Below are 22,629 nucleotides of genomic sequence, written 5' to 3'. Positions count from 1 at the left end.
GCGTTCCTCGGGAGTGTTGTTGTGTTATGTTTTATTATTTTAAAGGTGACGGTGTCACGTTTTCTGGGATCGGGCAGACGTACGGTTTTTCATTTATTTGTTCAGTAAACTCCTCGCGGCAGGCGGCCAGCAGGGCCGGGTCCTGCAGCAGCGCCAGCGCAGTTGCACCCATCACCTTGCCAGCCAGCAGCATCCCTTTATGGGCAATGGAGGTGCGTCCTTGCGCCACAAGCTGCCAGGTATGCAGCGGCGTACCCACGGTAAAGCAGGGGCTGAAACACTGGGCGACCGGCATTTTCCAGCTAACGTCACCCACGTCAGTAGAGCCTGCCAGTACGTTGTCGGTGATGGCATACGGCGCCACCTCATCCACCAGCAGAGTATGCTGATGCCGACGGGCAAACTGCTTGCCGGCGTCACCCCCGGAGGCAGCGATATTTTTCAGGCTATTTTGCAGATCGTTGTCGGTCAGCGTGGCGCGGATCTCCGCCGCAAACGCACGCTCCTCATCGCTCCACGCCGGGGTCCCGTAATGCTGAAGGGCGCTATACATGGCGGCCTCCAGGGTGCGGTTCGGCAGGTAGCTGGAACAGGCTTTTTCAAAGCGATGTTCGACGGTGGTTTCCGTCATCAGCGCTGCGCCCTGGGCAATCTTTTCGATGCGCTCGTAGATCTGCCGGGCATCGGCCATTTCCGGGGCGCGGATCAGATACAGCACTTCTGCCTGAGCCTGCACGACGTTCGGAGAGATGCCGCCGGTATCGGTGATGGCGTAGTGAACGCGGGCTTTTTCAATAATATGTTCATTCAGGAAGTTGGTGCCGGTGGTCATCAGGGTAACCGCGTCCAGCGCGCTGCGTCCCAGATGCGGGGAGTTGGCGGCATGGGCTGCGGTGCCGTGAAAACGCCACGCCGCCTGGATATTGGCTAAGGTGCTGACGTTAAACATCCCGGCGAAGGCTTCAGGGTGCCAGGTGACGGCGGCGTCCACGTCGTCGAACAGCCCTTCGCGGACCATAAAGGTTTTACCCGAGCCGCCCTCTTCACCGGGGCAGCCATAAAAGCGCACCGTGCCGCCGCCGCCGTGCTGCTCCAGCCAGCTCTTCACCGCCACGGCACCCGCCAGGGCGGCGGTGCCGAGCAGGTTATGACCGCAGCCGTGGCCGTTGGCACCCGGAGTATCGGTTTGCGGGGTGGCGCAATGTGCCTGCTGGCTTAAGCCTGCCAGAGCATCGTACTCCCCCAAAAGCGCAATCACCGGTTTCCCTTCGCCGTAGCTGGCAATAAAGGCGTTCGGCACGCCACCGGCCTCGCGAGTCAGGGTAAAACCGGCCTCTTCCAGCGCGCCGGCCAGCCGTTCCGCGGACCAGAACTCTTCAAAGCGCGTCTCCGGGTGATCCCAGATCTCGTCGGCAATGGCGGTGAAGTGCTCACATCGGGTCTCGATGGCATCTTCAACAAAACGGTAAATGCGCTGCATTACACACCTCGCGTCCAGGGGAAGTTAAGCGCGGTACGCGCCAGGGTTTCGATAGCGATCAGCATCACCGTCTCGTCGAAATCGAATTTTTCGTTGTGGTGTCCGGCGCTGAGGGTGGTGCCAAACACCATATAGGAGGCGAGGCCGCCGTTCTGCTGGACCCGGGCCATCATCAGGGTGGCATCCTCCGAACCGGCAGGGGCTTTCACCTTGTCGATGGCTTTCTCTACGCCCGCTACCTGTGCCGCTTGCTCCCGCAGATAGTTCACCCACGCCGGTGACGGGACGCTGGAGGTCGCCGCGCCCATCAGACGCAGCTCGGTGCTGACGCCGTGCATCGCCGCCGCGCCATCGATCACCGCTTTCGCCCGTTCAAATACGTACTGGTTAATGGCTTCGCTCTCACCGCGGGTCTCTACCTTCAGCAATGCGCTGGCGGGAACAACGTTACGGCCGCTGCCTGCCTGCATCACGCCGACGTTCACCCGCGACGCCCCTTCGCTGTGCGGGGCGATGCTGTGCAGGCCAATGGCGGCCTGAGCGGCGGCCAGCAGAGCGTTACGCCCCTCTTCGGGTTTGCCGCCCGCGTGTGCCGCCACGCCGGTGAAGCGCACGTCAAATTTGGTGGTGGCCATAAAGTTATCGCTGCCGCAGATCACGGTACCCGCAGGCACACCGGTGCCGATGTGGATAGCAGTGAAGTAGTCCACGCCATCGAGCGCGCCCGCGGCAACCATCGCCCTGGCACCGCGAGTGCCTTCTTCAGCAGGCTGGAAGATAAGTTTGATCGTGCCGTTTAGCTCTGCGCGGTGCTGCATCAGCAGGTGCGCCAGCCCGAGGCCGATGGTGGTGTGGCCGTCGTGAGCGCAGGCATGCATCATGCCGCTGTTGCAGGAGGCAAAGCCTTCCCGGGCAGGGAGATGGTCATCCTGAGAGGATTCATCCAGATCGAGCGCGTCCATATCGACCCGAAACGCGAGGGTCGGCCCCGGACGGCCGGTATTCAGCGTGGCGACAATACCGGTAAACCCGCCCTCAAAGGCGCTGAGCCATTTTTCCGGCGCGCCTTGCTGTCGGGCGCGGGCAAAGGCCTGAGCCAGGGTCGCCTCGTCGGGCAGACCCATCCGGCTGTCAGCATCGACCACATCGCGGCCCATCGCCAGGTCGTAGCCCAACTGTTCCAGTATCTCTGCAACTTTTGCCGCGGTGCGGAACTCCACCCAACCTGATTCCGCATAGTGATGGAAATCGCGTCGCCAGGCGGTGAGTTGCGGGAAGAGGGTTTGCAGGTCCTGCGCCAGTGTATGCATATCGTTTCCTGTCATCATTAGAATATGTGAACTCCTTCACACTGTGATAGTTTTTACTTATCACTAACCGATTTTTCACAGATTTAACCGTTCATGGCTTACCCTGGCACAATCAATTCCATTACAGTAGATGACAGTTTCTTTACTCTGATAAACAACGGTTATCGGTGCAGACATGACATTCCAGGTAAAAATTCATCAACTGCGGGCCTTTGTGGAGGTCGCCCAACAGGGGAGCATTCGTGGGGCGGGTCGGGTGTTAAACTTGTCGCAACCGGCGTTAACCAAATCCATTAAAGAGCTGGAAGAGGGCATCGCGGCGCAGCTGTTTATCCGCCGCAGCAAAGGGGTGACCTTAACCGAGTGCGGGGAGAGTTTTTATCAGCATGCCCGGCTGATCCTTGAAGAGTTACGCAGCGCGCAGGACGATATTCGCCAGCGTCAGGGGCAGCTGGCCGGGCAGATTAATATCGGCATGGGGGCCAGTATTGCCCGCCTGTTAATGCCAGCGGTCATTTCCCGTTTCCATCAACAGCACCCGCAGGTCAAGGTGCGTATTATGGAAGGGCAATTAGTTTCGATGATTAATGAATTACGCCAGGGGGAACTTGATTTTACGATCAATACCTATTATCAGGGGCCATATGATCATGAATTCACGTTCGAAAAATTGTTTGAGAAGCCTTTTGCGATATTTTGTCGGGCAGGCCATCCGGCAATAGAGGCTGATTCTATTAATGAATTGTTGAAATACAGTTGGACAATGCCTACGCCGCGCGGCAGTTATTATAAGCAGCTGGAAGAGATGTTTTCCCACCGGGATCAGATTCCCCGTATTGGTGTGGTATGTGAAACATTTTCGTCCTGTATTAGCCTGGTTGCGCAGAGCGATTTTCTCAGCATTCTGCCGCAGGAGCTGGGCTGCGACCCGTTGCTGGCTAACAGGCTGGTAATGTTGGCGGTGAAAGAGCCATTACCGAAAGCGACCTATTACCTTATACAAAGAAGGGATTCTCGTCAGACGCCGCTGACCACTTCATTAATCACACAATTCAGACGTCACGCCCGGCAGGTTATTTATTAGACAGTACAAGGATAAAAAAATGGAGCCGGTCGACATCCAACAGACTCCACAGTACACACAGCATTGCTCCACATGCATCTCTGCTTATTATTTCCGTTCTGCAGATAACTTCATATATAACATCTTTTCGGCATAAATAAAGGAACTAACGTAACAGGATCGAAAAAATTTAATGTAAGTCATAATGTTAACGTAAAATAAAATTTAATTTTAGAGCGAATGAATTATCAATTAAATTAACTGAATTGATTATACTTTTTTAAATAATCAACGGGAGTTGCAGCGCCGCATTGAGCCACATGACAGGGGCAGGTATAGTACTCTGTCAGTCAAGCAGGAGGATGTCATGAACCCAGAAGATAAATCGCTTTTTCTCGACGCGATGGAGGATGTTCAGCCGCTCAGACGCTGTGCCGACGTCCACTGGCAGCCCGCCTCAACCCCGCGCACCCGCCAGCCTGTGGACACCAGCCAGCTGGATAACTTTCTCACCACCGGCTTTCTGGATGTGATACCCCTGGCAGAGCCGCTGGCATTCCAGCGGGAAGGGGTGCAACTCGGGGTGATTGATAAGCTGCGCTTAGGAAAATATCCCCGCCAGGCGAGCCTGACCTTATTGCGTCAGCCCGTTGAGCAGTGCCGCCAGCAGCTGTATACCTTTATCCGCCAGGCGGAGCGCGACGGCTTACGTAATCTGATCATCATTCACGGCAAGGGACGCGACGATAAGTCCCATGCCAATATTGTGCGCAGCTATCTGGCGCGCTGGCTGACGGAGTTCGAGGCGGTGCAGGCCTTTTGTGTGACCCAGCCGCACCACGGCGGCAGCGGTGCCTGTTATGTCGCGCTGCGCAAATCCAGCGAAGCGAAGCTCGAAACCCGTGAGCGACTGGCTAAACGCAGCCGCTAAATCATGGATAACACCGCCTTATGCTACCGCCAGTTTGGTGAGCCTGAATCTGTATTGCAGCAGGAGACTGCGGCTAAAGCACCGCTGCAGCCGGAAATGCTCCGGGTGCAAATGCTGCTGTCGCCGGTCAACGCTTCGGATCTGATCCCCATCACCGGGGCCTACCGGCATCGTATTACCTTGCCCGCCATCGCCGGATATGAAGGCGTGGGACGGGTGATTGCCGCCCCGGACGATGCCGCCTCTTTGCTGGGTCAGCGGGTATTGCCCTTGCGCGGCGAAGGTACCTGGCAGCAAATAGTCGATTGCCCGGCGGGGCTGGCGATCCCGGTCCCCGCTACCATTGAGACCCCCCTGGCGGCGCGGGCGTTCATCAACCCGCTGGCGGCCTGGCTGATGCTCAACCTGTATCCTGTGCAGGGTAAACGGGTGCTCCTGACGGCGGCCGGATCGGACTGTGCCATTCTGCTGGGGCAGTGGGCGCAGCGGCGAGGGGCCACGGAGGTGTATGGCATCCACCGTTCAGCGGTCCATGCAGACCGGCTACGGGCGATGGGGATCGTCCCGATTGCGCAACAGGAGAGCGATACCGTGCGCGCCGTCGCTGCGGCCAGCGATATCGTCTTTGATGCCACGGGTGGAGAACTGGCGCTGACCCTCCTCAGCGCGATGCGCAACAGCGGGCAGTTTATCTGCTACGGTCTGCTTTCAGGCCAGCCCTTCGCGTTACAACGTCCCTTTCCGCCGATGCACTGGTTCCATATCCGCAACACTTTCGATAGCTTTAGCCCGCAGGCATGGCAGGCGGCGTTTACCGAAATCTGGCCCCTGTTGGCAGAGAGCCAGTACAGCGACGCCCGGCTACTGCCGTTTAACAACTGGCAGTCGGCACTGGCCGACTACCGACAGGCGGGGCGAACCCATAAGCCGCTGCTGGATTTTACCGGGCTTAACCCTTAGCTTGCCTTGCTCATATCACTGAGCAGCAGCGCAATGGTTTTACCGCCGTGAGTCTGCTCCAGCGCAATTTTCACGATAATGGTCAGGGGCACCGACAGCAGCATCCCCACCGGCCCCAACAGCCAGCCCCAGAAGATCAGCGACAAAAACACCACCAGCGTAGAGAGGCCCAGTCCACGTCCCATCAAGCGAGGCTCCAGAATGTTGCCAAAGATCAGGTTGATGATCAGATACCCCGCCAGCAGTACAAGGGCCGGGTAAAAGCCGCTGAATACCAGCACCTGCGCGATCGGGGGGATAGCGGCCAGCACCGATCCGATGTTAGGGATATAGTTCAGGGCAAAGGCCAGCAGCGCCCAGACAAAGGCGAACCGAACCTCCAGCGCCGCCAGCATCCCCCAGACCACCAGCCCGGTCACCAGACTGATGGCGGTCTTCAGCACCAGATAGTGCGAAACGCTGTCGAGGGCGCGCTGGATCGCCGCCATCCCCTCCACCGGGCGGGACATCAGTGGCTGAAGCTTTGCTGGCAGTTGCGGCACCTCCAGCAGCATAAATACCACGGTAAGCAGCAGTAAAAAGATGGCGGTCATGGCGCTGGAGAGCTGCGCCAGCAGGGCTGTCACCAGCGTCATGGCCGCATTGGGGTCGATATACTTCAGCAGCTCCTCCATCGACACTTCTATCCCTGCCCGCTGTAGCCAGGGCTCAAGATGCAGCAAAGGCACGGCCAGCGAAGAACGGTAATGTGGCAGGGTGCGCGCCAGCTCATTCAGTGAAGTGCCCAGATAGGCCACCAGCAATGCCATAGCGACCACGATAAGCAGGATCGGCAGGGTGATCGCCAGCACCCGAGGGAGACGCAGGCGCACCAGTCGCCGCACCAGCGGATGCAGCACCACGGCGATAAACAGCGCCAGAATAAAGGGCACAATAATATCCGCCGCAACGCGGATCCCCGTCAGCACAATCACCAGCATGCCGAGCATGATGACTATTTTTAATCCGTTGAGGGTAATAATGGGTTTGGCCATAATGGCTCCTGATCCTGTCCTTTTTATTTATTCTACCGATGCGGCGCGATGAAAAAATTAACCAAACACAAACAGTGAGGGTAAAGAAATGAAAAGGCTTTGAGTAAATTCCTGGCTTATGGTAAAAATCAGCTGTGTTTAACTACCGGAGACAATTTTCATCTGCACTGACGAGAAGCAACACCGCAGATAATTGTAATTTTATGGACAATCTGTTCAGGACGCATTTTTCAAACCTCTCTGCATTACTCTCCTCTTTTTGCCTGCCGTCTGGCGAGCAACACTGGCGCAACGCGCTGTAGACCCTCTCTCTGCCTGAGCTGGCGCTTTGCGTCCGGCCAAAAATTCATTCGTTTTTACCCGGCTGCCCTCCATGGCGAGCCGCGAAGGATTATATTCTCAAGCAGGAGAAAAACATGTTTTACTGGATCCTCTTAGCCCTGGCTATCGTTGCTGAAATAACCGGCACGCTGTCGATGAAATGGGCCAGCCTCAGCGGTGGTCACACCGGCTATATTTTAATGCTGTCGATGATTACCCTGTCCTATATTTTCTTGTCTTTTGCGGTTAAAAAAATCGCATTGGGCGTGGCGTATGCATTATGGGAAGGGGTAGGTATTTTCTTAATTACCCTTTTTAGCGTTTTATTGTTTGATGAGTCGCTGTCGCTGATGAAACTGGCCGGTCTGACGACGCTGGTGGCGGGCATAATATTTATTAAATCCGGCACCCGAAAACCGGTAAAACAGCGTAAGGAGGCGAACCATGCAACAGTTTGAGTGGGTTCATGGTGCCTGGCTGGCGCTGGCGATCGTACTGGAAATTGCCGCTAACGTTTTGCTGAAGTTCTCCGACGGTTTTCGCCGTAAAGTGTACGGCCTGCTGTCGATTGCAGCGGTTCTCGGCGCGTTCAGCGCCCTGTCGCAGGCGGTTAAAGGTATAGATCTGTCGGTGGCCTATGCGCTGTGGGGCGGGTTTGGCATCGCGGCAACCCTGGCGGCGGGATGGATCCTGTTTGGTCAACGGCTGAACAGAAAAGGGTGGATTGGCCTGCTTCTGCTTCTCGCCGGGATGATCATGATAAAACTGGCCTGATAATCTTGCTGCCTGTCATTACAGGCAGCGAAATCCAACTCGTGTATTACGCTTAGACTGAGGGCTTTGAAAAGGACGAAGAATGAATGCATACCCCTTTAAGCTGGCGTAAGATCCCTTCTGCAAAAAACCTTTTTGTCATGATTTTTATGGCAGGGCTGGGCTTAATCTTCTCGATAATGACCCTGCTTTACCTCTCCCTGAACCTCATCAGCAGTAAAGCCAATGAAATCGACGAACAGCGCACGGCTCTCTCCGTACAGGGCGCCGTGCAGACCTCGATTAACCGGGTCTGGTCGCTGGTGATTGATAATGCCGTCTGGGATGACGCGGTGCGCGAAGCGTATCGCCCGGCGCTGGATGTGGACTGGCTCTACAACACCTGGGGAGCAGGCTATAAGGTGAATAACCTCTACGACGGCACCTTTGTACTCGACGAACGTTTCCGGGTGCTGTGGGGATCGTTCAGAAGCCAGCCCTTTACGGAAAAGAACCTCGATTTTTTTGGCGAAGGCCTGACGTCGCTGATCCAGATGCACGCCAACGCCCTGAAAACAGATAAAAACATCTTCACCGGCGTCACCCGCACCCGCGCGGGGATTGCCTTTGTGGGCATCGGCCTGATCCGGCCGACGGTTGGAAGCCTTCAGGTGGCGGATAATACCCGCCGCTTTTTGGTGATGACTCGCCACCTCAATCCACAAATTCTGCGTGAACTGGGGGATACTTTTCAGATCGACGATCTGAGTCTCACTTCAGAGCAGGTCAACGACATGAGCGTCCCGCTAAAAAGCGCTTCAGGCGAGGTGCTGGGGTATCTCTCCTGGAAGCCACGACTGCCGGGGGCCGCTGCGGCGAAAGCCGCCTCGCTGGACATCACCCGCATTGTACTGTTCATCCTGGCGCTGATTTTGCTGTTCATTCTTTTCAGCTGCGTGGGGCTGTATAAACTGGCGCGTGGGGAAAATCTTGCGCGAACGGTGGCCCGTACCGACTGGCTGAGTCATTTACCTAACCGCCGGGCGCTGATTGAAGAGCTGGAGCGGGTAAGCCTGCGCGGCGATACCGATCGTAAAAGCGTGGTCTTTATCGACCTCGACGGCTTTAAAGACGTGAATGATATCTACGGGCATGAGGTGGGCGATGAGCTGATCGTCATCATTGCTGGCGCGTTACGCGACAACGTACCGAAGGACGGCATGCTGGCCCGCATGGGCGGCGATGAGTTTGCGATGACCATTGGCGGGGACAATGCCGAAGCGCTGGCCTCGGCGTTTGCGGGCTTTGTTCTCGATTATCTGCATAATGCGATCCGCATCGGGGAGCGCACCATCCATATTGGCGCCAGCATCGGCATTGCCAGCGGTAGCCTGGTGGAGTGCACCAGTTCAGAGCTGTTCCGTCGCGCCGATATCGCCATGTACCACTCCAAAACCACCGGCAAAGGGCGGGTGACGCACTACGATACGGAGCTGAACAGCGCCCGTGAGCGGCAGGTGGCGATTGAGAGCCAGATCCGCAGCGGCCTTGAGCGCGAGGAGTTTGACGTCTGGTATCAACCGATCATCGATGCGCGTAGCCAGAAAATGGTCAGCGTGGAGGCGCTGGTTCGCTGGCCGCGTCGCCCGGAGGGGCCGCTGCCGCCAGATGCATTTATCAACATTGCAGAAACCAGCGGCCTGATTTACGGCCTGGGGCAGTTCGTATTGCGCCGGGCCTGTCAGGATCTGGAGCCTTTCGCGGATTTAAAATTGTCGGTCAATATCTCACCTGCGCAGTTTCGCGACCCGGAATTCGAGGCCAAAGTCGAAGGGGCGCTGGCAATCAGCCGTTTCCCGGCCACGCGCCTGCAGCTGGAAGTCACAGAAACCTACGTTCTGGAAAATCCCGAGCGCGCCCGTTCAGCCATCAGCAACCTTAAAGCCCAGGGGATCGCCGTGGCGCTGGATGATTTTGGCACCGGCTACTCAAGCATCGGCTATCTACGCCGCTTTAACTTCGACACCCTCAAAATCGACAAATCCCTGGCCGGGCTGGTGGATCATGACGAACAGGCTTCGGCCCTGGTCAGCGGCACCGTGCGCATTGCCAGCGCCCTCGGGATGACCGTGGTGGCCGAAGGGGTGGAGAACGAGAAGCAGATGAAAATGCTGCGGCTGGCGGGCTGCGATCAGTTGCAGGGCTTCTGGTACAGCCAGCCGATGCCGATAAAAGAGATTATGGCGTTACGCCAGAAGCGGCAGTGTTAGATCACTGCCGGGCCAGCTCTTCCAGCTTGTCACGAAAGCCGGTAATGGACAGGGCGCGGTTATCGGCCCGCCAGCGATCTTTCGCAGCCGGAGCCGAGCTTTGTACCCCGATAACCTGCCAGCCATCGGCGGTTTTTAACATCAGCGGCGAGCCGCTGTCGCCGGGCAGGGTATCGCACTGATGCGACAGCACGCCGGTTTGCGCCCAGCCGGTAACAATGCAGTCCTGATGGGTATAGAGCACGTCGAGATGATCTTCCGGGTAGCCCGCCTGGTTCACCTTACGGTCAGCCGCTTTCAGCGCGGCGGTAAGGGCATCTTTGTCACCGGTAAACAGCGGCAGCGGCGTGATCCCCGATGGCGGATTGCGCAGCACCACCAGACCAAAATCCCACGAGGCAGCAGATGGCGGTACGATCCAGCCGTCGCCATCGGCTTTCAGCCGACGTCCCAGAGATGCGGGGACGCGTCCTTCAATGCCGTGGATCTCATAGCGCCAGCTGCCTTTTAACGAGACAAAGCGCAGGGCAACGGCGGTATCGGGTTTACCATTCGGGGGCACCAACAGGCAGTGGCCGGCGGTCAGCGCCAGCTGGGGGGTAATGAGGGTCGCGGTACACAGATTCCCGCTGGCGGTTTCCAGCTGGCCAATGGCATCCCACGGAGAGTGGGTAGGATCGGTGACACGCGTACGGTCGTCATGACCAAAAAACAGCGTTTGTACCTCTTTTTTGAGGTTCGCAGCGTCGTTGCTGCCTTCGTCCGCATGACTCAGCCCAGAAAAGAGAAAAAACGTTCCCAGTACAACCACAACAGATTTACGCATATCACACTCTGAAGGGGGATAATTATGATTATTAAATATGAACCCTGCTTATTAACTATAGACGGGACCGCGCGAAAGTGGGAGTAAAATCAGCGTGCTACACTCAGGAAATATAAAACATACTCGCAATAAGAGCGCATAAAATAAGCGTGGTAAGAATCAACTCAAACCGATAGCGCTGAAACATAACGCCCTCCGCACAGAAAAACGGCGCTGGAACCTTGCCGGTTCAGCGCCGGGACCAACGTGCCCGTCAGGGCACGTTAAGGTAAGCAGGCTTACGCAGCGGGTTGCGCTGCAGGGGTCGCAGCCTGGTGTTTAACGGCTTTTTTGTGGTGTTTTTTGGCTGCCTGAGCTTTCTGGGCAACCGGTGCCGCTTCCGCTTTTTTCACTTCTTTTTTATGAACCTTTTTGGCTGCCTGCGCTTTCTGGGCAACCGGCGCTGCTTCTTCTTTTTTCACTGCTTTTTTATGGTGCTTTTTCGCAGCCTGCGCTTTCTGCACGGCCGCTTTTTTGTGTTTTTTGTGGTGCACAGTCTTCGCAGCCGGCGCTGCGGTGGTGGTAGTCGCGGTGGCTGCCGGTGCAGCGGTGTTGGCGACGGTGTCAGCAGCGAATGCAGCAGAAGAGAGACCCATTGCAGCGGCAACAACCAGAGCTAATACTTTATTCATCATCCTACCCTCGAATTGGTTTTTTCATTTAACCCCACTGCGGGGCCGTTGAAAGAACTATATCCCTGAAATTACGGGGCTTCCGTGAGTGATTGGTGACGACGTGTAACGGATTGTACAGCGCCGGGTACGATACCCGGCGCGGAGGGTTACAGATAACGCGAGGTGAGGTGATCGCGGAAGTAACGGCTGTTGAGATCTTCTCCGGTGGCCTGCTCAATCAACTGGGCGGTGGTGAAACGGCTGCCGTGTTGCCAGATGTTCTGGCGCAGCCAGTCGAACAGGGCGCTGAAATCCCCGACGGCGATGGCGGCATCCAGCCCAGGCAGGGCTTTTTTAGCAGCAGCGAACAGCTGGGCGGCATACATCGCCCCAAGGGTGTAGGACGGGAAGTAACCGAAGCCGCCGTCTGTCCAGTGGATGTCCTGCATACAGCCGTTGCGGTAGTTATCTTTGGTGGATAAGCCCAGCCACGCCTGCATCTTTTCGTCCCACAGCGCGGGAATGTCGTCGACTTCAATGTCACCGTTGATCAGCGCCCGCTCAATCTCGTAGCGCAGCACCACGTGCGCCGGATAGCTGACTTCGTCCGCATCCACACGGATATAGCCGGGCTTGACGCGCTGGTTCCAGGCGACAAAGTTCTCCGGCGAGAAGGCCGCCTGGCTGCCGAAGCGCTCATGCACCGCGGGGAGCAGATGGTTGAGAAACGCCGTGCTACGCCCAAGTTGCATCTCAAAGAACAGGCTTTGTGACTCATGGATAGCGGTAGAGCGGGCCAGAGCGATAGGCTGTCCAAGCCAGTTGCGCGGCAGGTTCTGTTCATAACGGGCGTGTCCGGTTTCATGGATCACCCCAAACAGGGCGCTGAGCAGTTCGTCTTCGTCGTAACGGGTCGTAATGCGTACGTCTTCCGGCACGCCGCCACAGAACGGGTGAGCGCTGACGTCCAGCCGACCGGCGTTAAAGTCAAACCCGAGGGTCTTCATCGCCTCCAGTCCCAGCTCGCGCTGGATTGCCGTCGGGAATGGCCCCTGTGGCGGCACAAATGACTGCTGTGCCTGCTTCTCGACAACCTGATTCAGCAGGCCCGGCAGCCAGGATTTAAGATCGCCAAACAGGTCGTCCAGCCGGGCGCTGGTCATGTCCGGCTCAAAAATATCCAGCAGCGCATCGTAAGGGGTGCAGCCTTTGGCGTCGGCACGCAGGCGGGCCTCTTCCCGGCTCAGCTTCACCACCTCTTTCAGGTTGGCAGCAAAGCCCTGCCAGTCATTCGCTGGACGCTGGGTGCGCCAGGCATGCTCGCATTTACTGCCCGCCAGGGATTTGGCTTCCACCAGCGACTCCGGCAGCAGCGCGGCCTGCTGGTAGTGGCGGGTCATCTCCCGCAGGTTGGCCTGTTCGACGTCATTCAGATCTTCGCTTTCGGCATTACGCAGCCAGTCGGCCACCTTTGCATCGGTCAGGATTTGGTGTTGCAGGACGCTCAACTCTGCCAGCGCTTCGCCTCGCGCGGCACTGCCGCCTGCGGGCATCATGGTAAACATGTCCCAACTGGCAATGGCGGAGAGGTGAGAGAAGCGGGAGAGACGCTGGAAGGTACGGGTGAGTTGCTGATAATTATTCTTTTCCATTAAGACCTCGTGTCTGCATCAACTGATGGTTAAAAGTACCATCCAGTGAAGCGAAACACGAGGCCACGCAACATTAATGTAACCGTTTATGCAGGTTAACACCCACCAGCAGCGCCCCGCACAGCATCAACGCGATAAATCCTCCCACGCCGTTCCAGCCGTACTGATGCCAGAAGACGCCACCCAGCGTCCCGGCGATGCTGGAACCCAGGTAGTAGCTGAACAGATATAACGATGATGCCTGGCCTTTGGCGCGGCGGGCGCGCGGGCCGATCCAGCTGCTGGCGACCGAATGGGCGGCAAAAAAGCCCGCGGAGAAGAGCAGCATCCCGGCGAAAATCACCCCCAGGTTAGCGAACAGGGTCATCAGCACGCCTGCCAGCATGATACCCGTCGAGGCCAGCATCACCGGGCCACGGCCAAAGCGGGTGGTCATCGCCCCGGCTTTTGGCGAACTCCAGGTGCCGGTGAGATAAGCCACCGACAGCAGGCCAACCAGCGCCTGGCTTAAATGCCAGGGCGAAAGCATTAGCCGGTAGCCGATGTAGTTAAACAGGGTAACAAACGACCCCATCAACAGAAAACCGGTCAGGAACAGCAGGGGCAGGCCCCTATCGCGCCAGTGCAGGCGGAAGTTAATCAGCAGCGTTTTTGGCCGTAAAGCGGTAGGGCGAAAGTGGCGCGATTCCGGCAGAATTTTCCAGAACATCAGTGCTGAGGCCAGCGCAAAACAGCCGATCGCTGCCAGCGCAATCCGCCAGTTGAAAAAGTCGGTGAAGACCCCGCTCAGGAGTCGTCCGCTCATCCCGCCAATGGAGTTACCGCTGATATAAAGCCCCATGGAGAAGGCGACAAAGCTGGGGTGGATCTCCTCGCTGAGGTAGGTCATACCCACCGCCGCCACGCCGCTGAGAGAAAGGCCGATCAGCGCGCGCATGATCAAAATTCCGTGCCAGCTGGTCATCATCGTGGACAGCAACGTACAGACCGAGGCCAGCAGCAGGGCGGTGACCATCACAGGTTTACGCCCGATGGCGTCTGACAGCGGGCCGGTAAAAAGTAGACCAATCGCCAGCATCCCGGTGGAAATCGAGAGCGAAATACTGCTGCTGGCAGGCGTCACCCCAAACTCCTGGGACAACACCGGCAGGATCGGCTGCACGCAGTAGAGCAGGGCGAAAGTCGCCAGTCCGGCGGAGAAGAGCGCCAGGGTGACGCGCATAAACTGCGGGGTACCGCGTTTGATGAACTGGACCGGCCGCGGTTGGGTGGGTAAAAGATCGATATCATCTGTCGGGGCGATATCAGCCGTTGTTGTACGACTCACGTAAGTTCCTTGCTTCAACATCCCCGTGATTTCTGGTGACGGGTATGACCACAAGGATCAGGGTAGGAAAATGTAAATATTCTGTCTAATATATTAATAATCTCAAATGATACGTTAAAAATATGAATATTGAACTGCGTCATCTGCGCTACTTTGTGGCCGTCGCTGAGGAGCTGCATTTTGGTCGCGCGGCGGCGCGGCTGAATATCTCCCAGCCGCCGCTGAGTCAGCAAATTCAGGCGCTGGAGCAGCAGGTGGGGGCGCGTCTGCTGGCGCGGACCAACCGCAGCGTGGGGCTGACGGCGGCAGGACGTCAATTTCTGGCCGACAGCCGTCAGATCCTAAGCCTGGTGGACGAGGCGGCAGCCCGGGCGGAACGGCTGCACCACGGCGAAACCGGAGAGCTACGTCTTGGCTTTACCTCCTCTGCGCCTTTTATCCGCGCCATCTCGCATACGCTCTCGACGTTTCGCCGCCTCTCACCAGATGTCCATATCCAGACCCGGGAGATCAACACCCGGGAGCAGATCGTGCCGCTGAGCGAAGGCTCTCTCGATCTTGGTCTGATGCGTAATACCCAACTGCCGGATACCCTGGCGTGGCAGCAGGTGCTGCGGGAGCCGCTGCTGGCGATGATTCATCGGGATCACCCCCTGGCGGCAAAAGCTGTGGTTTCTCTTACGGAGCTGGCCCAGGAGCCGTTTGTCTTTTTTGATCCGCGGGTAGGTACCGGTCTGTATGACGACATTCTGGGATTACTGCGTCGCTACGGGGTCACGCCGGTCATCACTCAGGAGGTGGGCGAGGCGATGACTATTATCGGGCTGGTGGCGGCGGGGCTGGGTGTGTCGATTCTGCCGGCCTCGTTTAAGCGACTCCAACTGAACGAGATGCGTTGGGTGGCGATAGCCGAACCGGACGCAGTGTCAGAGATGTGGCTGGTGTGGTCGAAGCATCATGAGCTTAGCGCCGCGGCACAACGTTTCAAAAAACTGCTGATCGACGCCTCATCAGGCGGCTGAGCCGCAAAAAAAGCGGGTAAAAATGTGCTGTAAATCACAAGGCTAAGTAAAAATTTGACGATTACTGTAGAAGTGCTTCACCATAGCCCACAGTTTATTTCGAAGCTCGAAAATAAGGGAGTACGTGGTGGTTGCTGATAGTCAGCCTGGGCATATCGATCAGATTAAGCAGACCAATGCGGGTGCGGTATATCGCCTGATTGATCAGCTTGGGCCGGTCTCGCGCATCGATCTTTCCCGCCTTGCGCAACTGGCACCTGCCAGTATCACCAAGATCGTACGAGAAATGCTCGAAGCGCATCTGGTGCAGGAGACGGAAATTCAGGAGCCGGGCAGCCGCGGCCGTCCGGCTGTAGGGCTGGTGGTGGAAACCGAAGCCTGGCACTACCTCTCGTTGCGCATCAGCCGGGGTGAAATCTACCTTGCATTGCGCGATCTCAGCAGCAAGCTGGTGGTGGAAGAGCAACTGCCGCTGGAGCTGAAAGCCGAGCTGCCGCTTGAGGTGCGGATCACCGCGCTTATCGATCGGTTCTTTATTCATCACCAGCAGAAGCTGGAGCGTCTCACCGCCATCGCGATCACCATGCCAGGTATCATTGATACCGAAAATGGTATCGTTCACCGGATGCCGTTCTACGATGACGTGAAAGAGATGCCGCTGGGCGAGGTGCTGAAGAACCATACCGGCGTGCCGGTCTATATTCAGCATGATATTAGCGCATGGACGATGGCCGAGGCCCTGTTCGGCGCGTCGCGTGGTGCGCGGGACGTGATTCAGGTGGTCATCGACCACAACGTCGGTGCCGGAGTGATAACCGATGGTCGTCTGTTGCACGCCGGGAGCAGCAGCCTGGTGGAGATTGGCCACACCCAGGTCGATCCCTACGGCAAACGCTGTTACTGCGGTAACCACGGCTGTCTGGAGACCATTGCCAGCGTGGACAGTGTGCTGGAGCTGGCCCAGCTGCGGCTCGGCCAGTCGATGAGTTCAACTCTGCACGGTCAACCCTTGACGGTGGAGTCGCTTTGCGCGGCCGCCCAGCAGGGCGACCTGCTGGCGAAAGACATCATTACCGGCGTTGGCACGAACGTCGGGCGCATCATTGCCATTATGGTTAACCTCTTCAATCCGCAAAAAATCCTGATCGGTTCGCCATTGAGCCAGGCGGCAGGGGTCCTCTTCCCGGCGATTGCCGACTCAATTCGCCAGCAGTCCCTGCCAGCCTACAGTAAACATATCGTGGTGGAGAGCACCCAGTTTACCAATCAGGGGACGATGGCCGGTGCGGCGCTGGTGAAAGATGCGATGTATAACGGCTCCCTGCTGATCCGCCTGCTGCAGGGTTAACAATCCTTAAAGTCTTACTAAAAATTGCGCTATCTCAAACTGAGCGGATAGCGCATGCCTTAGACTTCCTCCACTGAATTATTTCCTTGATTTATATTTCCAAAGCATAACGGTGGAGTTAGTGATGCTTAAGCGTTTCTTTGTAACGGGTACTGATACTTCTGTCGGCAAGACGGTTGTGTCCCGCGCCTTGCTGCAAGCCTTGATGGCAAGCGGAAAGCGCGTCGCAGGGTACAAACCGGTAGCAAAAGGGAGTAAAGAGACGCCAGAGGGATTGCGCAATAAAGATGCGCTGGTTTTACAAAGCGTCTCCTCTCTCGAACTGCCTTACCATGCGGTAAACCCCATTGCCCTCAGTGAAGATGAGAGCAGCGTGGCGCACAGCGGGCTGGTGAATTACACCCTGTTATCGAACGGGCTGGCCAGCCTGAGCGATCAGGTCGACCACGTGGTGGTTGAAGGAACTGGCGGCTGGCGCAGCCTGATGAATGATTTGCGTCCGTTATCAGAGTGGGTGGTGCAGGAGCAACTGCCGGTGCTGATGGTGGTGGGCATTCAGGAAGGCTGTATCAACCACGCCCTGCTGACGGCACAGGCCATCGCCAATGACGGCCTGCCGCTGGTGGGCTGGGTGGCAAACCGTATCAATCCGGGCCTGGCCCACTATGCTGAAATTATTGAGGTGCTGAGTAAAAAGCTGCCGGGTCCGCTGGTCGGCGAGCTGCCCTATCTGCCTCGCGCAGAGCAGCGCGATCTAGCGCACTACATCGACCTCTCGACTCTCGGCAGTGTGTTGTCCGTAGATCGAGTCGTGGCGTAACGTTCGCGACAGCACCGACGCCACCACGCAGGCAATCAGCAAGCCGGGCAGCAGCAGATACTGCCCGGTCATTTCACAGACCATCAGCGCCGACATGATCGGCGCGTGCGTCGTGGCGGCAAGCAGTGTCGCCATTCCCGCCAGCCCCAGCAAAATTGCGGTTTCAGAACCGGGCAACCAAAGCATAAAGATCTGAGCAAACAGCATCCCGGTTGCCATACCGACAAACAACGTTGGCGTAAATACCCCGCCTGGCGCCCCCGAACCACTGCTGGCCAGTACCGCCAGCAGCTTACAGATAAATACCCCCGCAATTACTGACAGCAGCGGCGGCGCGAGCAGAAACGCCTGCACCACGCTGTAGCCATTGCCCCACACTTTAGGCGTTAGCAGTGACAACAGCCCGACGATCAGCCCGCCCAATGCCAGCTGCCACGGCGGGGAAAGCCGCAGGCGCAGGAACAGGGCGTGAGTGAAGGTCATCAGCCACATCAGCGCCGGGCCGCAGACCCCCGCCAGCAAACCCATGCCGACCATCAGGGAATAATCCACCCCGGTCAGCGTTTCGCTGAGATGCACCTCATACAGCGTGCTGGCACCGGGGCTGAGCAGGCGGGTAGTGAGGAGCGCAACCACCGCGGCAATCACCACCGGCCCAAGCGACGCCAGCATCAGGGTGCCGAACAAGATCTCGGCAATGAACAGGCTGCCGGCTAAGGGCGCATGGTACGCACTCGCCATCCCGGCGGCGGCACCACAGGCAATCCACAGCTTCCACTCGGATTTCGGCGTAAAGCGTTGGGCAAAAAACGAGGCGGCGAGAGCGGCCATCAGGATCATCGCCCCTTCACGGCCAATGGCGCTGCCGCTGGCGACCACCAGTAACGATGCCAGGGATTTCACCAGACTGGCACCATAGTCAAACTGTCCGTCGCCCGTTTCCAGGGCCTCCATATAGTCGGTGGGAGCATGAGGGCGCTGCGCGTTGATCCGCTGCCAGCCCCAGAGCAACAGTCCGGCCGCCAGCCCGCCAAGGGCGGGAGTCAGGGCACGTCGCCAGGGTGAGAGGCTGCTGGCGGCATTCACCAGGCTGCCGCTTTCATTACTCAGGAGCAGCCACTCCAGCCAATACATGGCGTGACGAAACAGCGCCACGGCCAGCGCTGCCAGCACGCCGGTGACGGTGGCAATCAGCAGTCGGCGAAACATCGCGCGGATGTCCGGGTAAGCATGGAGTCGATGCATGGGGTACACGTAAACAGGAAAGATACAATATTGTGGGGGGAAATCGTGGGGTTAGCAACGTAAAGAGCCGGGCAGTGCCCGGCTTACAACATTAACTCTCGCTATGAATATTCAGCGCCCGGCGGGTGCGACCGGAACTGAGATATTCCGCAATATAGTCCTGCGAAATCTCGCCGTTATAGCGCCCGTCTTCATCGACAATTGGCATCCAGCTGGTGTTGCTCTCGTACAGACGGGAGAGCACCACGCGCAGGTTGTCTTCAGCCTTGCCGGTCATACGGAACGGATGGATCAGATCGGCGCAGGTGCCGCTGGCATGGCGCGCCTCGCGACGTTTCACAAAGCCCAGCGGCTTACCGTTTTCGTCCACCACGGTGACCGCGCGAATGTCGTTATCATCCATCGTGGCGAAGGCCTCCGGCAGCGGGGTGGCCGGGCGAACGGTGATCGTCGGCTGTTGGTCAGTCACATCGCCCGCCGAGACCAGCAGCAGACGCTTAAGGGTGCGGTCCTGGCCGACGAACGAACCGACAAACTCATTCGCCGGTTTCGCCAGCAGTTCGTCCGGGCTGGCGCACTGGACGATTTTCCCCTGGCGGAAGACGGCGATGCGGTCGCCGAGCTTCAGCGCCTCGTCGATATCATGGCTCACCAGCATCACGGTCTTTTTCAGCTTGCGCTGCATCTCGAGGAACTGGTTCTGGATCACCTCGCGGTTAATTGGGTCGACTGCACCGAAAGGCTCATCCATCAGCAGTACCGGAGGATCCGCCGCCAGGGCGCGGATCACGCCGATACGCTGCTGCTGACCGCCGGACATTTCACGTGGGTAGCGGTTGAGGAACTTATGCGGGTCCATCGCCACCATATCCATCAGCTCTTCAGCGCGGGTTTTACAGCGCGCTTTGTCCCAGCCCAGCATCCGCGGCACCACGGTGATGTTCTCTTCGATAGTCATGTTCGGGAACAGACCAATCTGCTGGATCACGTAGCCGATGTTACGACGCAGGGTGACGGTATCCATGTCGCTGGTGTCCTGACCGTTAATCAGGATCTTCCCGCTGCTCGGAGTAATCAGACGGTTAATCATCTTCAGGGTAGTCGTCTTGCCGCAGCCGGACGGTCCGAGCAGGACGCACATTTCCCCTTCGGGTACGTTCAGGTTAACGTTGTCTACGGCCTTAAATGTCTGGCCCTGCTTCTGTGAAAATTGTTTGGTGAGGTTTTCCAGTTTTATCATTATCGAATCCCCTTTGGAGTCAGTACGATCTGCAGACGGTGCAGTAACCAGTCGAGCACAATCGCTAAAAGACAAATCATCAGCGCACCGGCAATCAACATACGAATATCACTTCCGCCGATGCCGTTAAGCAGCAACAGACCCAGACCGCCCGCGCCGATAACGGCGGCAATCGCCATCACGCCGATGTTCATCACCACGGCGGTACGGATCCCGCCGAAAATCACTGGCAGCGCCATGGGAATCTCTACCCAGCGCAGACGTTGCCAGAAGGTCATGCCGATGCCACGTCCCGCCTCACGCAGGCCGGGCGGCAGGCTGTCGAGTGCGGTGTGGGTGTTACGCACAATCGGCAGCAGCGAGTAGAGAAATACCGCGGTAATCGCGGGCAGGGCACCAATACCCTGACCGATCAGCGAAAAGAGCGGGATCATCAGACCAAACAGCGCAATGGATGGGATGGTCAGTACGATGGTGGCAATGCCCAGCACCGGGGTTGCCAGCCATTTGTGGCGTACAATCAGAATGCCCAGCGGCACGCCGATAATGATGGCCAGGCCTACAGCCAGCGCCACCAGCCACAGATGTTGTAGCGTCAGGGTGCAGAGATAACCCCAGTTATCAATCATGTAGTGAATCGTATCCATAGCGCCTCCTTACAGCAGCTGCTTGCTACGCAGGAAATCACGGGCGACCTGCTGCGGTGACTGATGATCGATATCCACCTTTTTATTCAGCTCGGTGATAACGTCGTTATTGAGCTGGGCAGAGAGGGTGTTCAGCGCCTCCTCCAGACCCGGATTGGCCTCCAGGGTGTCCTTACGCACCACCGGGGTCACCGCATAGCTCGGGAAGAAGCCTTTATCATCTTCCAGTACCTTCAGGTCAAAACCCTTCACGCGCCCGTCGGTGGTATAAATCAGCCCGGCGTCGACAAAGCCATCGCGCACCGCGTTATAGACCAGACCAGGGTCCATCTGGCGGATCTGCGGGCGATCAAGCTCCAGGTTGTAGGCGGCCTGCAGCGGCTTCATGCCGTCGCTGCGCCCGGAAAACTCCAGGTCCAGACCGAGCAGCCAGTTATTATCAGGGTCGGTTTTACGCACCTGTTCAACCTTTGCCACCAGTTCCGACATGGTGTTGATATGTTCTGCTTCGGCGCGCTTACGCTGCATAGCGAAGGCGTAGGTATTGTTCATGTCAGCAGGCTGGAGCCACACCAGGCCGTGTTTCGCATCCAGGCGTTTCACCGTCTCGTAAGACTCCTGCGGTGACATGCGTTTGTTGATGTGGTTAAAGATGATCAGCGAAGTACCGGTGTACTCCCAGGTCATATCGATTTGCTTGTTGATCATGGCATTGCGGGAGATGACCGTCGCAATGTTGGTCTGGGGCTGTACCTGAAACCCTTTCTTTTGCAGGTACTGCACGGTCATTGCCGAAAGAATATGCTGTTCGGTAAAGCTCTTGGTCGCCAGAATCAGCGGCGCGGCGAGCGCCTGGCTGGAGAAGAGCGCGGCGGCGCACAGCGCCGTCAGGCCAGTAAACAGTCTCATAAAAGCTCCTTATTATAATTATCGTGCGAGATGCGGGCTCATCAGACGACCTAGCGCCGCCAGCAACGTATCCAGAATCAGGGCGAACAGGGCGGTGGCCGCGGCACCTAAAATCAGCGTTGGGAAGTCATTCAGGTAAATACCCGGGAAGATCAGCTCACCGTAGCTGCTGGCACCAATCAGGAAGGCCAGCGGCGCAGTCCCGACGTTAATGGCGGTAGCGATGCGGATCCCGGAGAGCATCACCGGCCAGGCGTTAGGAATCTCCACCTGCCACAGCCGTTGCCATTTGGTCATGCCGATACCGTTTGCCGCTTCCAGTAACGAGCCAGGCACCGAGCACAGCCCGGCGTAGGTGTTACGCACAATCGGCAGCAGCGAGGCAAGGAACAGGGCAATAATGGCAGGGGTATCACCAATACCAATCACCACCATCGCCAGCGCCAGAACGGCCAGTGGCGGCAGGGTATTCCCCACGTTAAAGATCTGCATGACGTATTCGGCGATACCGCGCGCGGCCGGACGGCTCAGCAAGATACCGCTGGGAATACCGACCAGCAGTGCGAAGAACATCGACGAGAAAACTAAAATCAGATGCTGTTGCCCGAGATAGACCAGGTCAACCTGACGCGCTTTGATGGTCTCCAGCCCAATTCCCCAGACGAGGAGGGCGACGACCACGATAATCGCGCCGACAAAAAGCAGCGAACGTTTGAATAGTGGATGCATTGCGGTGTGTCTCCCTGTGCGCATGCGTTATAGCAACCATCGGTTGCCTGTTGTTATGCCATGAATCGGCAGGGGTCATTGAGCTATAG

At 57.5% G+C, this 22,629-nt stretch carries 22 protein-coding genes; 10 read left to right on the top strand and 12 right to left on the bottom strand.

Annotation, left to right across the window (positions count from 1 at the left end):
* Positions 1-34: 34 nt before the first annotated feature.
* Together ABIE02_RS00980 and ABIE02_RS00975 are read right to left on the bottom strand one after the other, a co-directional pair.
* Positions 35-1,480: a M20 family metallopeptidase gene (locus tag ABIE02_RS00980; RefSeq protein WP_336994640.1), complete on the bottom strand. Its 1,446-nt coding sequence runs from the start codon at positions 1,478-1,480 to the stop codon at positions 35-37.
* Positions 1,480-2,790 (bottom strand): M20 family metallo-hydrolase, encoded by a 1,311-nt coding sequence (locus ABIE02_RS00975; RefSeq protein WP_130588933.1) that lies wholly within the window; start codon positions 2,788-2,790, stop codon positions 1,480-1,482. Before ABIE02_RS00975 ends, ABIE02_RS00980 begins: the two co-directional genes overlap by 1 nt.
* Before the next feature lie 175 nt (positions 2,791-2,965).
* Between ABIE02_RS00975 and ABIE02_RS00970 the strand changes: the two genes are divergently transcribed.
* From ABIE02_RS00970 to ABIE02_RS00960, 3 genes are all read left to right on the top strand, one after another.
* Positions 2,966-3,874 carry a LysR family transcriptional regulator gene (locus ABIE02_RS00970; protein ID WP_059308039.1) on the top strand — a complete coding sequence of 303 codons (909 nt, stop codon included), beginning with the start codon at positions 2,966-2,968 and terminating at the stop codon, positions 3,872-3,874.
* A gap of 346 nt (positions 3,875-4,220) precedes the next feature.
* A complete protein-coding gene (gene smrA, locus ABIE02_RS00965) occupies positions 4,221-4,784 on the top strand; it encodes a DNA endonuclease SmrA (protein ID WP_164540271.1) in 564 nt (187 codons plus the stop codon).
* A 3-nt stretch (positions 4,785-4,787) separates the two neighbouring features.
* The gene (locus ABIE02_RS00960; RefSeq protein WP_164540272.1) at positions 4,788-5,744 is read left to right on the top strand and encodes a zinc-dependent alcohol dehydrogenase family protein; all 957 of its coding nucleotides are present in this window, start codon (positions 4,788-4,790) and stop codon (positions 5,742-5,744) included.
* On the opposite strand, the gene ABIE02_RS00955 is transcribed toward ABIE02_RS00960, so the two are convergent.
* Positions 5,741-6,778 carry an AI-2E family transporter gene (locus tag ABIE02_RS00955; RefSeq protein ID WP_032617887.1) on the bottom strand — a complete coding sequence of 346 codons (1,038 nt, stop codon included), beginning with the start codon at positions 6,776-6,778 and terminating at the stop codon, positions 5,741-5,743. The genes ABIE02_RS00960 and ABIE02_RS00955 overlap by 4 nt on opposite strands.
* 134 nt (positions 6,779-6,912) lie before the next feature.
* On the opposite strand from ABIE02_RS00955, the gene ABIE02_RS00950 reads away from it, so the two are divergent.
* From ABIE02_RS00950 to ABIE02_RS00935, 4 genes are all read left to right on the top strand, one after another.
* Positions 6,913-7,080: a hypothetical protein gene (locus tag ABIE02_RS00950; RefSeq protein WP_098946237.1), complete on the top strand. Its 168-nt coding sequence runs from the start codon at positions 6,913-6,915 to the stop codon at positions 7,078-7,080.
* 114 nt (positions 7,081-7,194) lie between these two features.
* Positions 7,195-7,557 carry a multidrug/spermidine efflux SMR transporter subunit MdtJ gene (mdtJ, locus tag ABIE02_RS00945; RefSeq protein ID WP_059308037.1) on the top strand — a complete coding sequence of 121 codons (363 nt, stop codon included), beginning with the start codon at positions 7,195-7,197 and terminating at the stop codon, positions 7,555-7,557.
* Positions 7,544-7,873, top strand: coding sequence for a multidrug/spermidine efflux SMR transporter subunit MdtI (mdtI, locus tag ABIE02_RS00940; protein WP_032617889.1), 330 nt, complete (start codon positions 7,544-7,546; stop codon positions 7,871-7,873). Before mdtJ ends, mdtI begins: the two co-directional genes overlap by 14 nt.
* 86 nt (positions 7,874-7,959) lie before the next feature.
* On the top strand, positions 7,960-10,122 hold the full coding sequence (locus ABIE02_RS00935; protein WP_204230973.1) for a bifunctional diguanylate cyclase/phosphodiesterase: 2,163 nt from the start codon (positions 7,960-7,962) through the stop codon (positions 10,120-10,122).
* A gap of 1 nt (position 10,123) precedes the next feature.
* On the opposite strand, the gene ABIE02_RS00930 is transcribed toward ABIE02_RS00935, so the two are convergent.
* From ABIE02_RS00930 to ABIE02_RS00915, 4 genes are all read right to left on the bottom strand, one after another.
* On the bottom strand, positions 10,124-10,948 hold the full coding sequence (locus ABIE02_RS00930; protein ID WP_032617890.1) for a trypsin-like serine peptidase: 825 nt from the start codon (positions 10,946-10,948) through the stop codon (positions 10,124-10,126).
* A gap of 278 nt (positions 10,949-11,226) precedes the next feature.
* Positions 11,227-11,619, bottom strand: coding sequence for an acid resistance repetitive basic protein Asr (gene asr, locus ABIE02_RS00925; RefSeq protein WP_032617891.1), 393 nt, complete (start codon positions 11,617-11,619; stop codon positions 11,227-11,229).
* 149 nt (positions 11,620-11,768) lie between these two features.
* Positions 11,769-13,253, bottom strand: coding sequence for a carboxypeptidase M32 (locus ABIE02_RS00920; protein WP_032617892.1), 1,485 nt, complete (start codon positions 13,251-13,253; stop codon positions 11,769-11,771).
* A gap of 73 nt (positions 13,254-13,326) precedes the next feature.
* The gene (locus tag ABIE02_RS00915; protein WP_032617893.1) at positions 13,327-14,580 is read right to left on the bottom strand and encodes an MFS transporter; all 1,254 of its coding nucleotides are present in this window, start codon (positions 14,578-14,580) and stop codon (positions 13,327-13,329) included.
* 122 nt (positions 14,581-14,702) lie between these two features.
* Here ABIE02_RS00915 and ABIE02_RS00910 point away from each other — a divergent pair, with 122 nt between their 5' ends.
* The 3 genes from ABIE02_RS00910 to bioD all read left to right on the top strand — a co-directional run bounded on the left by ABIE02_RS00910 (position 14,703) and on the right by bioD (position 17,770).
* On the top strand, positions 14,703-15,602 hold the full coding sequence (locus ABIE02_RS00910) for a LysR family transcriptional regulator (RefSeq protein WP_144837774.1): 900 nt from the start codon (positions 14,703-14,705) through the stop codon (positions 15,600-15,602).
* A 127-nt stretch (positions 15,603-15,729) separates the two neighbouring features.
* A complete protein-coding gene (mlc, locus tag ABIE02_RS00905) occupies positions 15,730-16,950 on the top strand; it encodes a sugar metabolism global transcriptional regulator Mlc (RefSeq protein ID WP_032617895.1) in 1,221 nt (406 codons plus the stop codon).
* A gap of 124 nt (positions 16,951-17,074) precedes the next feature.
* Entirely contained in the window at positions 17,075-17,770 is a 696-nt protein-coding gene (bioD, locus tag ABIE02_RS00900; protein ID WP_032617896.1) for a dethiobiotin synthase, read from the top strand.
* On the opposite strand, the gene clcB is transcribed toward bioD, so the two are convergent.
* The 5 genes from clcB to osmY form a co-directional block, all read right to left on the bottom strand.
* A complete protein-coding gene (gene clcB, locus ABIE02_RS00895) occupies positions 17,705-19,015 on the bottom strand; it encodes a voltage-gated ClC-type chloride channel ClcB (protein ID WP_032617897.1) in 1,311 nt (436 codons plus the stop codon). The genes bioD and clcB overlap by 66 nt on opposite strands.
* A gap of 91 nt (positions 19,016-19,106) precedes the next feature.
* A complete protein-coding gene (gene osmV, locus ABIE02_RS00890) occupies positions 19,107-20,255 on the bottom strand; it encodes an osmoprotectant ABC transporter ATP-binding protein OsmV (protein WP_059308032.1) in 1,149 nt (382 codons plus the stop codon).
* On the bottom strand, positions 20,255-20,902 hold the full coding sequence (gene osmW / locus ABIE02_RS00885) for an osmoprotectant ABC transporter permease OsmW (protein WP_032617899.1): 648 nt from the start codon (positions 20,900-20,902) through the stop codon (positions 20,255-20,257). Before osmW ends, osmV begins: the two co-directional genes overlap by 1 nt.
* A 9-nt stretch (positions 20,903-20,911) precedes the next feature.
* On the bottom strand, positions 20,912-21,811 hold the full coding sequence (osmX, locus tag ABIE02_RS00880; RefSeq protein ID WP_032617900.1) for an osmoprotectant ABC transporter substrate-binding protein OsmX: 900 nt from the start codon (positions 21,809-21,811) through the stop codon (positions 20,912-20,914).
* Between the two features lie 18 nt (positions 21,812-21,829).
* The gene (osmY, locus tag ABIE02_RS00875) at positions 21,830-22,540 is read right to left on the bottom strand and encodes an osmoprotectant ABC transporter permease OsmY (RefSeq protein ID WP_032617901.1); all 711 of its coding nucleotides are present in this window, start codon (positions 22,538-22,540) and stop codon (positions 21,830-21,832) included.
* Positions 22,541-22,629: the final 89 nt, after the last annotated feature.

It is taken from the genome of Leclercia sp. 1548 (assembly GCF_050435045.1).
GTDB lineage: Bacteria > Pseudomonadota > Gammaproteobacteria > Enterobacterales > Enterobacteriaceae > Enterobacter > Enterobacter adecarboxylatus.
The sequence above is the reverse complement of the archived record's forward strand: the minus strand, read 5'-3'. Positions and strand labels throughout refer to the sequence as shown.